The 13006-nt window shown below is 66.9% G+C and carries 14 protein-coding genes; 6 read left to right on the forward strand and 8 right to left on the reverse strand.

All coding sequences use genetic code 11. The annotated features are described in order from the left end of the window. Window positions 1–7: 7 nt before the first annotated feature. Together ACWW36_RS04690 and ACWW36_RS04695 are read right to left on the reverse strand one after the other, a co-directional pair. Entirely contained in the window at window positions 8–1129 is a 1122-nt protein-coding gene (locus ACWW36_RS04690) for an MBL fold metallo-hydrolase (RefSeq protein ID WP_456140433.1), read from the reverse strand. Further along, complete coding sequence (locus ACWW36_RS04695; protein ID WP_456140434.1) at window positions 1129–1860, reverse strand: enoyl-CoA hydratase; 732 nt, start codon at window positions 1858–1860, stop codon at window positions 1129–1131. Before ACWW36_RS04695 ends, ACWW36_RS04690 begins: the two co-directional genes overlap by 1 nt. A gap of 25 nt (window positions 1861–1885) precedes the next feature. Here ACWW36_RS04695 and ACWW36_RS04700 point away from each other — a divergent pair, with 25 nt between their 5' ends. From ACWW36_RS04700 to ACWW36_RS04710, 3 genes are read left to right on the forward strand one after another with little or no spacing between them, the layout of a single operon-like run. Continuing rightward, window positions 1886–3355 (forward strand): carboxyl transferase domain-containing protein, encoded by a 1470-nt coding sequence (locus tag ACWW36_RS04700; protein ID WP_456140435.1) that lies wholly within the window; start codon window positions 1886–1888, stop codon window positions 3353–3355. Continuing rightward, the gene (locus ACWW36_RS04705; RefSeq protein ID WP_456140436.1) at window positions 3352–4044 is read left to right on the forward strand and encodes an alpha/beta hydrolase; all 693 of its coding nucleotides are present in this window, start codon (window positions 3352–3354) and stop codon (window positions 4042–4044) included. Before ACWW36_RS04700 ends, ACWW36_RS04705 begins: the two co-directional genes overlap by 4 nt. Window positions 4045–4059: 15 nt before the next feature. Beyond that, a complete protein-coding gene (locus ACWW36_RS04710; protein WP_456140437.1) occupies window positions 4060–4752 on the forward strand; it encodes a hypothetical protein in 693 nt (230 codons plus the stop codon). Here ACWW36_RS04710 and ACWW36_RS04715 read toward each other — a convergent pair. The 4 genes from ACWW36_RS04715 to ACWW36_RS04730 all read right to left on the reverse strand — a co-directional run bounded on the left by ACWW36_RS04715 (window position 4749) and on the right by ACWW36_RS04730 (window position 7473). Then, window positions 4749–6134, reverse strand: a complete 1386-nt coding sequence (locus ACWW36_RS04715) for a 13E12 repeat family protein (RefSeq protein ID WP_456140438.1) — start codon at window positions 6132–6134, stop codon at window positions 4749–4751. The two genes, ACWW36_RS04710 and ACWW36_RS04715, sit on opposite strands and share 4 nt — an antisense overlap. Window positions 6135–6219: 85 nt before the next feature. Beyond that, window positions 6220–6468 carry a hypothetical protein gene (locus ACWW36_RS04720; protein ID WP_456140439.1) on the reverse strand — a complete coding sequence of 83 codons (249 nt, stop codon included), beginning with the start codon at window positions 6466–6468 and terminating at the stop codon, window positions 6220–6222. Between the two features lie 3 nt (window positions 6469–6471). Next, window positions 6472–6921 carry a hypothetical protein gene (locus ACWW36_RS04725; protein ID WP_456140440.1) on the reverse strand — a complete coding sequence of 150 codons (450 nt, stop codon included), beginning with the start codon at window positions 6919–6921 and terminating at the stop codon, window positions 6472–6474. Window positions 6922–6930: 9 nt separating this feature from the next. Beyond that, entirely contained in the window at window positions 6931–7473 is a 543-nt protein-coding gene (locus ACWW36_RS04730) for a TetR/AcrR family transcriptional regulator (RefSeq protein ID WP_456140441.1), read from the reverse strand. A 101-nt stretch (window positions 7474–7574) separates the two neighbouring features. Between ACWW36_RS04730 and ACWW36_RS04735 the strand changes: the two genes are divergently transcribed. Continuing rightward, the gene (locus ACWW36_RS04735) at window positions 7575–8699 is read left to right on the forward strand and encodes an FAD-dependent oxidoreductase (RefSeq protein ID WP_456140442.1); all 1125 of its coding nucleotides are present in this window, start codon (window positions 7575–7577) and stop codon (window positions 8697–8699) included. Here ACWW36_RS04735 and ACWW36_RS04740 read toward each other — a convergent pair. Beyond that, window positions 8677–9081 carry a hypothetical protein gene (locus tag ACWW36_RS04740; protein ID WP_456140443.1) on the reverse strand — a complete coding sequence of 135 codons (405 nt, stop codon included), beginning with the start codon at window positions 9079–9081 and terminating at the stop codon, window positions 8677–8679. The two genes, ACWW36_RS04735 and ACWW36_RS04740, sit on opposite strands and share 23 nt — an antisense overlap. A gap of 105 nt (window positions 9082–9186) precedes the next feature. Then, entirely contained in the window at window positions 9187–10815 is a 1629-nt protein-coding gene (locus tag ACWW36_RS04745; protein ID WP_456140444.1) for an AMP-binding protein, read from the reverse strand. 258 nt (window positions 10816–11073) lie between these two features. Between ACWW36_RS04745 and ACWW36_RS04750 the strand changes: the two genes are divergently transcribed. Next, complete coding sequence (locus tag ACWW36_RS04750) at window positions 11074–11700, forward strand: hypothetical protein (RefSeq protein WP_456140445.1); 627 nt, start codon at window positions 11074–11076, stop codon at window positions 11698–11700. 12 nt (window positions 11701–11712) lie between these two features. Further along, window positions 11713–12822 (forward strand): epoxide hydrolase family protein, encoded by a 1110-nt coding sequence (locus ACWW36_RS04755; protein ID WP_456140446.1) that lies wholly within the window; start codon window positions 11713–11715, stop codon window positions 12820–12822. The last annotated feature ends 184 nt before the right edge of the window (window positions 12823–13006 follow it).

A 13006-nucleotide genomic window follows, 5' to 3' on the forward strand; every position in this document is an offset into this window, starting at 1 on the left:
GTTGTTCTTACAGCTGCCACCACGCTTCGGAATCCCGGGCCGTCTCAGGATCGACGCGCTCACCGGGCTTGGGTATCACTACTCGTACTTGCGCTGGGTCTGCCGCGGCAAGAAGCCGTTCAACCGGTTCGGCCCACGGATGTGGCGCCAACCGGAATGTGGCCCAGTGAATCGGCACCAACAACCCGGAACCCGCCTCGGCGATGTCGAGATGCGCGCGGACCGCTTCTTCGGGGTTCATGTGGATGTCCGGCCACGCCGGGTGATAGGCACCGACCGGCAGCAGCGTCAGGTCGAAAGGCCCGTGATCCGCACCGATTTCGCTGAAGCTGTTGGAGTAGCCGGTGTCGCCGCCGAAGAAGGCCTTGTGGTTCGGGCCGGCGATCACCCATGACGCCCACAGCGTGGTGTCGCGGGTGAACAGCCGACCGGAGAAGTGGCGGGCCGGGGTGCACACCAATGTCAGATCGCCGATCTGATGGCTTTCGTTCCAGTCGAGTTCGACGACGCGGCTGTCAGGGATACCCCACTTGCGCAGGTGCGCGCCGACGCCGAGCGGCACCACGAACGGTGCGCGCTGCGCGCGGGCAAGGCCGATGATCGTGTCGACGTCGAGGTGGTCGTAGTGGTCGTGGCTGATCACCACGGCGTCGACCGCGGGCAGCGCCTCGAGCGGCAGCGGCACCTCGTGCATGCGCTGCGGCCCGACGGTCCGCGACGGCGAGCATCGTTGACTCCAGATCGGGTCGGCCAGCACCCGGTACCCGTCGACCTCGATGAGCGCCGTCGAGTGGCCGTACCAGCTCACCGCGAGCCGCGCCGGGGCGGCGTCGGGCGGCGAAGGCACCGCGAGCGGGATCGGGCCGGGTGGACGTCCGATGGCGTGGATGCCGATCAATTCGCGGATCAACATCCGGCGTTCCTCGGCGTCGAGCTTGGCCCCCGACGGCGGGTCCATGTTGACGAACGCACCGTCCCGAAAGTGTGGTGACCGCCGGGCCGCCGCCGCGATTTCGGCCGGCGATGCCCCCAGCGACGCGGGCGTGCCGCGCAGCGCACCCAAGACCCAGCCCCCGGCCAGCAACGAGGCCGTGCCGAAGCCCAGGCGCAGCGCGCCACGCACCACCATCAGACTCCTTGAAAGTTCGGTGGCCGCTTCTCAACCCTCGCGACCTGTGCCTCGATGACGTCTTGACTACCCCACGCCCTATCAAACAACTCTTTGTGGGCCGGTCCTTGTTCCTCGTAAGCGCCGTCGTCGTTGAGCACCCGCTTGGCATGCCGCAGCGTCAGCGGCGCCAGCCCGGAGATCTCTTGAGCCCATTCCTGGGCGTCGGCGAGGGTGCCGATGCGATTGGCCATTCCGGTCTGCAGCGCGACGTCGGCGGTGAGCTTCTCGGCGGCCAGCAGCATCGCCCGCGTGCGACCATACCCGGCCAGCGACGTCAATCGCCGGATGCTCCAGTTGTCCAGGGCCAGACCGTATTTGGCGATCGGAAACTGAAAGTAGGCCTCGGGCGCGACGACGCGAAGGTCGCAGATCATCGCCAGTTGCACACCCGCACCGATGGCCGGCCCGTTGATCGCCGCGATGACGGGCACCGGCGTCGCATCGATGGCCTTGTTCAGCGCGATCGCCTTATCGGGGAAGTCGGCGGCGAACACGTCGCCGGACAGGTCGGCACCGGCGCAGAAGACGGTGCCCTGTCCGGTGAGCACGATGGCCCGGATGTCCTGTTCGGCCGCGTGCTCGACGGCCTCGCGCAGGCCGTCGACGAGCTCGCTGTTGAGCGCGTTGCGGCGTTCCTGGCGCTGCATTTCAAGCGTTATCACGTGGCCGTCGCGGGTCACACCAATCATGCCGCCACCCTATTAGCCTCGACATGTGAGCCGGATCGGTGCCCTCCAGCTACGTGACGCCGTGCTGGACGAGGGGTCGTATCTGAGTTGGGACACCGAACCGCTCGACGTGGCAATCGGCAGCGAGTATCGCCGCGAGCTGGCCGCCGCAGCCGAGGCCACCGGCCTCGACGAGTCGGTGATAACGGGCGAGGGCACGGTGTTCGGCCGCCGCGTCGCGCTCGTGGCATGCGAGTTCGACTTCCTGGCCGGATCGATCGGTGTGGCCGCCGCTGAGCGGATCACCGCCGCCGTCGAGCGCGCCACCGCAGAGCGGCTGCCGCTGCTGGCCTCACCGAGTTCCGGCGGCACCCGCATGCAGGAGGGCACCGTCGCATTCCTGCAGATGGTCAAGATCGCGGCGGCCGTCGAGCTGCATAAGCGCGCGCACCTGCCGTACCTGGTCTACCTGCGCCATCCGACAACCGGCGGGGTGTTCGCGTCGTGGGGCTCGCTCGGCCACGTGACCGCTGCGGAACCCGGCGCACTCATCGGATTCCTCGGCCCGCGGGTCTACGAGCATCTCTACGGCGAGCCGTTTCCCGCGGGCATCCAGACAGCGGAGAACCTGCACCGGCATGGCGTCATCGATGGCGTGGTGCCGCTCGAGGCAGTTCGCTCAACGCTGAATCGTGCGTTGAAGGTCGTCGCCGACCCGCCGGCACCACCGCCACCGATGCCCGAGCTGGGGCCGCTTCCCGACGTGCCTGCGTGGGAGTCGGTGGAGGCGTCGCGTCGGCCGGACCGGCCCGGCGTGGGCTATCTGTTGCGGCACGGTACGACCGAGCGGGTGCTGCTGTCGGGGACCGAGCGAGGCGAGGCGGCGACGACGGTGTTGGCGCTGGCCCGATTCGGCGGTCAGCCCGCTGTCGTGCTCGGTCAGCAGCGTGTCGTCGGAGGCTTGGTGGGTCCGGCGGCACTGCGGGAAGCCCGCCGTGGCATGGCGCTTGCCGCCGGATTGAAGCTGCCGCTGGTTCTTGTCATCGACACGGCCGGCCCGGCGTTGTCGGCCGAAGCCGAGCAGGGTGGCCTGGCCGGTGAAATCGCCCGCTGCCTGGCCGAACTCGTCACGCTGGACACCCCCACTGTGTCGGTGTTGCTCGGTCAGGGCAGCGGAGGGCCCGCGCTGGCGATGGTCCCTGCCGACCGTGTGCTGGCAGCGTTGCACGGATGGCTGGCGCCGCTTCCACCCGAAGGCGCGAGCGCGATCGTGTTCCGCGATGTCGATCATGCAGCGGAACTCGCTGCGGCCCAAGGCATTCGATCGGCCGACCTGCTGCGGCACGGCATCGTCGACGCGATCGTCCCTGAATCTCCCGACGCGGCAGACGAGCCGATGGAGTTCACCCAGCGGTTGTCGGCCACGATCGCGAACGAGCTACATCAATTGGGTTCGGTGCCGGCCGATCAGCGGTTGGCGGCGAGGCTTTCGCGCTATCGGCGAATCGGACTGTGAACCCGACGCTGCTGTTCGTGCACAGCCCGGTGGTCGGGCCGACGACATGGGCGGATACCGCGAACATACTGCAGCGCAACGGTTTTCGGTGTGCGGTGCCCGATCTGACGACTGTGGTCTCCGCGGGCCCGCCGTTTCACCAGCGGCTTGCGGCGGCGGCCGCACGAGGTGTCAGCGACGGCAGGTCGGTGGTGCTGATCGGTCACAGTGCGGCAGGCGCATTGGTGCCCGCGATCGCCGAGGCCGTCATCGGACCCGTGCGGGCCGTGTTCGTCGACGCGCAGCTGCCGCGTCCGGGGCTCAGCTGGTTCGACACTGCGCCGCAGCCGCTGCGGGAGCAGTTGCGCGGTATGGCCGATGACGGAGTGTTGCCTCCGTGGAACGAGTGGTTTCCGCCGGGCGCGCTCGAGGAGTTGGTGCCCGACGCGGCGCAGCGGCGCAAATTCCTTGCCGAGATCCCGCGGCTGCCCCTGGCCTTCTTCGAGGAGCCGGCGCCGGTGACCCGTCGGCTGGGCCGGCGGTGGGCCTACTTGCGGTTCAGCACGGCCTACGACGATGCGGCGGACGAGGCGGAGCGGCGTGGCTGGTGGGTGGCTCGACGCAACTGGGACCACCTGCGGATGCTGACCGATCCGGAGGCGGTCGCCGACCTCATCGCGCACGCGATTTCCGCGACTGCTTCGTCGTGATGGCATGCTGGCGTTGTGGCGCCAATCTTTGACTTCGCGGGCCACTTCTGGTGGCTGATCTTCCCGTTCATGGGGGCGATCGGCGGAGCGGTGCGTGCAGTCGCCGTGGCCAATGAGCGACGGGCCCAGCGTCGGCTCGAGCGGTATCGCATCAAGCAGCAGACCAAGGTCGCGCTGGCGGAAGCGTCGGGCCGGGCCCGCATCAACAAGGAGGGCTACCGGCGAGAGATGGCGAAGGTGCTCGAGAGGCACGACAGCACCGACGCGCGCTGGCTCGACTACGAGATCGACATCGCCAAATTGCTGGACTTCCCGCTGATGACCGACATGCGTGATCCGCTGACCATCTCCTTCCACAAAGCCAGGAGCCGAGCGGACATGCTGCGTCCGGAAACCGTCGACGACATCCTCGGGGACAGGGACGCCCAGCTCGAATACCGCGACGCAGTAGGCGAATACGTCGCCGCGTTCGACGTCGCCGAGTCGGAGGCGATCCGCCGCCGGCGCAGCGACTTCTCCGCCGAGGCGCAGGAACGGCTGGAACGGGCCCAGCATCTGCTTCGGCTGGCGTCCGACAGCGGGGCGACGCCACAGGAGCGGCAGAACGCCTACGCGCGCGCGAAGAAGGAACTCGACGGGCTTGTCGTGTTGCCCCCGGCCACGCGCGCCAGCATCGAGCGCAAGATCGCCGGCGAGATCGAGGCTTAGGAGTCACTCTCCTCGTCGTCTTCTTCTGGGAGTAGGTATTTCTCGGGGTGGTGGTAGTTGTTGACCCGGGTTTGGCCGGTGTCCAGGTGGGGTGGTGGGATCCATTCGGTGCGGCCGTCGGTGCGTTTTCGGGTGCTCCAGCCGCTGTGTTCGATGAGGCGGTTGTCGCCGCCGCAGGCCAGGGTCGTGGTGTTGATGTTGGTGTGGCCGTTGGCCGCGTTCCAGCCCTCGACGTGGTGGACCTGGCACCAGTAGCCCGGTGCGGTGCAGCCGGGTCGGGTGCAGCCCCGCTCCAGGGCGTGCAGCACGATGCGCTGGCCAGGGGTGGCGAAGCGTTTGGCGCGCCCGCAGTAGAGCTGTTGAGGATCGTGGTTGTCGTAGATCACCAGGTAGTGATGCGACTGGGACGCCAGCCGGATCACGTCGCGCATGGGCAGCAGGGTGCCCCCGGCGGTGACACCACATCCGGCTCCAGCTTCGAGATCTTGCAGGGTGGTGGTGACGATGATCGTGCACGGCAGGCCGTTCAGATCACCGAGCTTTCCCGACGCCAGCACCGCACGGCCCATCGCCTTGAGGGCGTCGTGGCGGCGCTGACCCGGCGTACGCACATCGCGTCGGACGAGCTCCTGGGAGGGCTCGCCGTCGACGCACGGGTGTTCGTCGTCGGGGTTGCACATCCCGGGCGCACCCAATTTGGCCATGATCGGCTCGAAGGTGGCTGCGCATTCGGCATCCAGGAGCCCATGCACTTCGGTCAGCCCGTCGAGGCCCTGTTTACCGATCGTGAAGAAACGCCGCCGGGCCCGTTCGGCCTCATCGGGCAGATCGCCGTCCTGGTTGAGCAGCAAGGCCAACCGGTCAGCGGCCTGACCGAACTGCTCGGGCCCCACCCCGGCGGCGATATCGGCCAGGTGGGCTTCGGCGGCCTGTCGCGTCGGGTCGTCGATACCGGCGGGCAGCGTGTGAAAGAACTTCTCGATCTTGGCAAGGTGTTCGGCCCCGATGTCCCCGCGCGCCTGAGCGGCCGCCACAGTCGGCAACACTGGTGGCAGCGGCTCACCGGTCATCGCGGTGCGCGGCCCCAACAGCTCGGCACGGTTGATGCGCTGCTTGGCGTCCTTGATGCTGATGCGCAACGCCGTCGCTAGCAGGTCGGCGAGGTTCTTGCCGCCCAACGCTTTCGGATCGGCCTCGGCCGCGAGCCGAGCGATGAGCTGATGCTCGCCAGCGGCATGGCGGCGCGAGAGCACTTCGCGGCGGTGCAGCACTGCCAGCAGTTCGGTATGGCTTAGCGCGTCCAGCGACAGCGCGGCCACCTTCTCGTTGACGGCCTCCCACTCGTCGTAGGCCGCCAGCACGGCGTCGCGATCCGAACCCATACATCGAACACTAGTGCGAACCACCGACAAGATCCGGAGTTATCCACAGGCGAAACCAAAGTGACGCAAGTGAATTGAGCGACACCTAGCCGCCGAGCTCGTTCACCGCCGAGTCGAGAAGCGCCGCCTGCTCGGCCAAGTCGTGCTCGGACGGAGCGTCGCCCAAACGCTTCGCCAGATCGTCGCGGGCGACGATCTCCAGCGCACCGCGATACTCCTCGGAGGCAAGCTGGCCCGCGCCGATGACCTCCGTCCGGCCTTCAATCAACACCAGGACAGCGTCGGCGTTTTCGGCCGCCAACAGCCGGCGCACATCGTCGGTCGAAATCGTCATGCCTCAGCTATACCCCGCCAGCGCCACGAGCATCGCCCCGCACGTGATCAGGTCGAGCGGCAGCCGCAACAGGCTGCGGCGGGTCCAGCGCACCGCGGCGGCCTCGTCGACGGTGGCGGGGTCGGCCTTTTCGAACGCGACTGCCTTGGGCACGAAGTCGACCAGCGACCACACCCGCAGCACCGCGTGGCTAACCAAGGCGACCAGCAGGGCGGCCCGCACCTCGGCGTGACCCCACGCCGCGACGAGTGTGACGACGAGCAGCACCTCGAAGACCGCGTGTGCAGGCAACCAGAACCGTGCGCGGGCGATGCCGCCGTTGCGGGACTGGATGATGCCGGGGCGCTTTGGCCAGAACGGGTCGACGACGAGAAACTCGTACAGGCCTCCCCCGAGCGTGGCGCAGGCGGCGAGCGTCGTGGTGGCGATCAGGACGAGAGTCGGAGTCCACATCACCGCCGATTATTGCGGGCCGTCCAGATAGCGCTGCACGGTCGGCCCCAACCACGCCACCACATCCTGGCGCGACATCGCCACGATCGGCGGTAGCCGCAGGACGTAACGGCACAGTGCCAGCCCCAGCACCTGTGTGGCGATCAACCCGGCGCGGCGGGGCGCATCGTCGGGGTTCACTGAGACGACGACCGGCCGCAGCTGCGAGCTGAAGATCTTCCGCATACGTTGCGCCGCTTCGTCATTCGTCATGCTCGAGCGCAGCAGCACAACGAGCGCCTCGTCGCGCTCCCACCGTTCGAGGAAATGTGCGACGAGCCGGGCGCCAACTTCATCCCTGGCCACGTCGGACAAATCCGGCAGCTGCAGATCGAACTCGGCCGCCGCGGCGAACAGCTGGTTCTTGTTGCCGAAGTACCGCATCACCATCGACGGATCGATGTTGGCGTCCGCCGCGATCGCCCGGATCGTCGCACGCTCGAAGCCGGCCTTGGCGAACTGCTCCCGCGCGGCCGCCAAAATGACGGCCTTCGTCCGATCGGACTTCTTCATGCCAACAAGTGTAGGCCAACAGGTGTTGACTTTTCTAGGCCGACGCGCCACCATGGGAAATGCCAACGTGTGTTGGCATTTAGGTTTGAATGGAGACGCTGATGTACGACACCGATGTCCTCGTCGTCGGAGCAGGGCCGACGGGGCTCACCCTCGCCGCCTCGCTGCTCTCCCGCGGTATCGCGGCGACCGTGGTCGACCAACAGCCGGCTGGTGCCAACACGTCGCGCGCCGCCGTCATCAACGCCCGCACACTGGAGGTGCTGGAGAGCCTTGACGTGGCGCGGCGCCTGGTCAAGGAGGGCGTGCAGGCTCCGCGATTCACGATCCGCGACCGCGGCCATACCCTGATCCCGGTCGACTTCTCCGTGTTGCCGACGGCCTTTCCGTACAGCTTGATGCTGCCGCAGTGCGACACCGAGCGCATCCTGCTCGACCGGCTTATCGAGATGGGCGGCAACGTGATTCGGCCCATGACGCTGACTGCGATCAGCCAAGACGTCGACGGAGTGACCGCGAGGTTCGACGACGGCGAGCAGATGCGTGCGCACTACGCGGTCGGCGCCGACGGCATTCGCAGCGCCGTGCGCGAGCAGGCCGGCATCGGATTTCATGGCGGTCAGTACGCGGAGTCGTTCACCCTTGCGGATGTCCGACTGACCGGCGACGCTCCTGTCGACGAGGTCATCCTGTTCTGGGCGACGGCCGGGCTGACGGTGGTGGCTCCCCTGCCCGGCGGCATCCACCGCATCGTCGCGCCCGTCTCCGATGCACCCGAACATCCATCGGTGCCGTTCGTCCAGCAGATCCTCGACAGCCGGGTCGGTGCAGGCCGGATGGTCGTCACCGATCTGGTGTGGGGCTCTCGCTTCCGGATTCACCACCGCGTCGCGGACACGTATCGCGCAGGCCGGCTACTGCTGGCCGGCGACGCAGCGCATGTACACAGCCCCGCAGGTGGACAGGGGATGAACCTCGGTATCCAGGACGCCGTCGCGCTGGCCGACGCGCTCGCGTCAGGGTCCGATTCGGCGCTCGACGCCTACAGCCTCGCTCGCCGGCCGATCGCGCAGCAGGTGGTCAGCCTGACCGACCGGCTGACGCGGTTGGCGACGCTGCCGCGGGCCGCACGCCCCATCCGCAACGGCGCGATCACGATGGCGGGACATGTTCCCGCGGTTCGCCGTTCGTTGGCGTGGCGCCTCAGCGGGCTGGTGTACCGCTGATCAATTCCGCGCCGCGGCGGGTGCGGAACCACAGCACCGCGACGGCGAGTGTCGCCTCGATCGCCGAGATCGCCGTCGCCAGCGCCATGATCGACGACGGTTGCCCCACCGCCACGGCGCCGGCGACATGGTGATGCGACGGCGCCGGGAGGTGCACGGCGATCATCGCGAGGTTCATCAGCGCGACGAGGCACCACACGCCCGGCGTTCCGCGCCGCCACAGGTCGCGTGCGCAGTACAGGCAGGCGATGATCATCCCCACCATCAGCACGCCCATCGCGACGTTGGCGGCGTGGCCCAGCATGATCGCATGCAGACCGGCCGAAACCGCCGCCAGCAGCGCACACGTCCGACGCCCAACGACGACGGCCGTGGCGGACATTTCACTCCTCACACAGGTACTGACTCGTCGAACGGCCGATATTCATCCCTGCCACTCGAGATGTTCAATCTTCCCAGCAATGAGGCCTCCCGGCAGCCCGAACCGTTACCGGTCTGAGGCGTCGAGGCCCAGCAGCTGGACGGTTTCCTCGCGCATCTCGACCTTGCGGACCTTGCCGGTCACCGTCATCGGGAATTCGTCGACGACGTGGACGTAGCGGGGAATCTTGTAGTGAGCCAGCTTGCCCGCCGCGAACGTGCGAACGGCGTTGGCATCCAGCGGTTCCCGGCCCGGCTTCATGCGGATCCAGGCGCAGATCTCTTCGCCGTATTTCTCGTCGGGCACGCCGATGACTTGTGCGTCTTCGATATCCGGATGGGTGTAGAGAAATTCCTCGACCCCGCGTGGATAGACGTTTTCACCACCGCGGATCACCAGATCCTTGATGCGGCCGACCACGTTGCAGTAGCCGTCCTCACGCATCACTGCGAGATCGCCGGTGTGCATCCAGCCGTCCGCGTCGATCGCCTCGCGCGTCTTTTCTTCGTCGCGCCAGTAGCCCAGCATCACCGAATAGCCGCGCGTGCAGAACTCGCCCGGTTGGCCCCGTTCGACGATGTCGCCGGTCTCCTGATCGACGATCTTGATCTCGACATGCGGATGCGCCCGACCGATCGACGCGGTGCGCCGCTCCAGGTCGTCGTCGATGAGTGTCTGGCAGGAGACCGGCGACGTCTCCGTCATGCCGTACGCGATGGCGACTTCATCCATATTCATCTCATTGATGGTGCGCTTCATGACCTCAACGGGACAGACCGCTCCGGCCATGATACCGGTTCGCAGCGACGACAAGTCGCGGCCGGGGAAATCCTGGTGGCCCAGCATCGCGATGAACATCGTCGGCACGCCGTATACGCCTGTGCACCTTTCGGTTTCGATGGCGGACAGCGTCAGGCCGGGATCGAAGCCGGGTGCCGGGATGACCATCGTCGCCCCATGGCTGGTGCATCCGAGATTGCCCATCACCATGCCGAAGCAGTGGTAAAACGGCACCGGTATGCACAGCCGGTCACTGGGTCCAAGGTTGAGGAGCTCGGTGGCGAAGAACCCGTTGTTGAGGATGTTCCGATGTGACAGCGTGGCACCCTTGGGGAATCCGGTTGTGCCAGAGGTGTATTGGATGTTGATGGGTTCCGTGTTGGACAACCCGCCCGTACGTCGGCGCAGGTCGTCGACGGAGACACCTTCGGCGCGGTTGCACAGCTCGCTCCAGTCGTCGGTGCCGAGGAAGACGACGTCGGTCAGTGCGGATGAGTCGGGGCGCACCTCGTCGACCATGCTGCGGTAGTCGGACGTCTTGAAAGCCGTCGCCGAGATGAGGGTGCGCACGCCGGACTGATTGAGCACATATGCGAGTTCATGTGTGCGGTAGGCGGGATTGATGTTGACCAGAACAGCGCCGATCTTCGCTGTGGCGTACTGCACGAGCGTCCATTCGGCGCAGTTCGGCGCCCAGATGCCGACGCGGTCGCCTTTCTCGATGCCGAGGGCCATCAGACCGCGGGCCACGACGTCGACGTCGGCATCGAGTTGGCCGTAGGTCCACCGCCGGTCCGCGGCGACGTCGACGAGCGCCTCCGCGTCCGGGTTTCGCTCGACGGTCCGCTCGAAGTTCTCGCCGATCGTCTGCTCGAGGATCGGCGTGCCGGTCGGACCCGCGTCGTAGGACTTCATCGGTTCAGCACCATCTTCTCCCCGGCGCAGTTCGACGCGGCGGGTGTTGCCCGAAATCGTCCATTGTCAACACCTTCTCCAGTTCGAGCGGGGTCACCGTGTAGTCCGACGATTGAATGGCGTCGTCGGTTCAACAGCCGATCGCCTTACGACTGTCGCGGTCGCTGCCGGAGCATGCTTATATGGCAATGAAGCCCTATGCCTGCAATTCCACCGAGAACGGGTAGCACCCCTTCGCCTCGCGATCACATCCTCTCCGTGGTTGCCGTTCATGGCGCCCTGACCAACGTGGTCGCGGAGGCGTCGCGACTGATGAGCGCGCACGCGCACGACAAGTACGCGGCACATTTGGATCAATATCGTGCGGAGCTGAACGTCGCGATAGGCGAGTTGGCTATGTGGCTGGACAGTTTCGGAGGTTGGGCCACCGTTGATGTGCGCCACGGCATCCAGCCGCCGGCGACTGACCAGCTGCGCGGAGGGGCGCATAGTTCGTATGAGGCGCGCCTGCTCACGGCGCGCGAGACGCTCAAGGCGCGGCGCACAACTCTGTTTGGGGAGCTGGCCAACGCCCGCTCGGCCCTGCATCGCGCGGGACTGCCAGCCGAGGAGATCACCGCCTATCGGCGCGTGGTGCGGCTGTGGGCGGGTGAAGCCATCGACGTGGTAGCCAGCGTCCATCGCCTGACCCTGGCCGACCGCTACATTCGACGGCTGGCTCGGCTCAACGCCGATAGCGAGCAGGCCCTGCGCCGCGACGGAGCCCACCTGCTACGCGAGTGGATGCACGATCTGGAAGCCGTCGACCGCGACGGCGAGTTGGCGCTTGCCGAGACCTGTGGGTACGGCGATCTGGTCGAGTGGTATCGGGCGGAAGCGGTGTGAGCAGAATGAGGTATGGCCCAGATCAACCCGTTTCGCATCGCGGTCCCCGACGACGTTCTTGACGACCTGCAGTCCCGGCTCGCTCGCACACGGTGGCCGGAGGCTGAATGCGTCGACGACTGGAGTCAGGGCATCCCGCTGTCCTACACCCGCGAGCTTGCCGACTATTGGGCCGGTGAATACGACTGGCGCGCACGCGAAGCCGCGTTGAACCGGTTCGACCACTTCACCACCGAGATCGACGGGCTCGACATTCATTTCATCCACCAGCGCTGCGCTGACGACGATGCGTTCCCGCTGTTGATCACGCATGGCTGGCCCGGTTCGGTCGTCGAGTTCCACAAGGTGATCGAGCCGTTGACCGCGGCGGGCTTCGACGTCGTATGTCCGTCGCTGCCGGGATACGGGTTCTCCGGAAAGCCGTCAGGCACCGGTTGGGGCGTGCCCAAGATCGCCGATGCGTGGGAGACCCTGATGGGCCGCCTCGGTTACCAGCGCTACGGCGCACAGGGCGGCGACTGGGGCGCCGCGGTCACCACACAGATCGGCCGCAACGGCGGCCGCTGCGCGGCGATCCACCTGAACATGCCGCTCGCCCAGCCGCCCGGCCCGCTGGACAATCCGACCGAGGAGGAGAAGCAGGCGCTGGCCCACCTCGCCTACCACCGCAAGTGGGGCACCGGCTACTCCAAACAGCAGTCGACGCGGCCACAGACCCTCGGCTACGGGTTGGTGGACTCACCCGTCGGGCAGCTGGCCTGGATCGTCGAGAAGTTCTGGTCGTGGACAGACAACGACGGCCATCCGGAAGACGTGCTCACGCGCGACGAGCTTCTCGACAACGTGATGCTGTACTGGGCGACCGCGACGGCCGCGTCGTCGGCACGGCTGTACTGGGAGAGCTTCCGCATCTTCGAAGGCGGCGAACGCAGACGCGTCGAGCTGCCCACGGGCGTCGCCTCGTTCCCCAAGGAGATCCTTCGCGCGCCACGCAGCTGGTGCGAGGCCGGCTACAACATCACCCATTGGACGACGATGCCCCGCGGCGGGCATTTCGCCGCGTTCGAGCAACCCGAGCTGTTCGTCGATGACCTGACGGCCTTCTTCAATACGGTGCGCTGAAGTCGAGTAGCCCACTACTCGTGAGCTCGTCGCACGTTTCCTAGACCCTGGTTGCCATGACGACGAAACCTGACGATCAGGACTGGTTGCGCGTGGCCGACGAAGCCTTCGCTCCGGACGGCGAAGGTACGCACGTTGATTCTGCGCTCATGGCGCAGGTCTCTCGCACTCTTGCGCCCTGTAC

The sequence above is a fragment of the Mycobacterium sp. MMS18-G62 genome, from assembly GCF_053877835.1.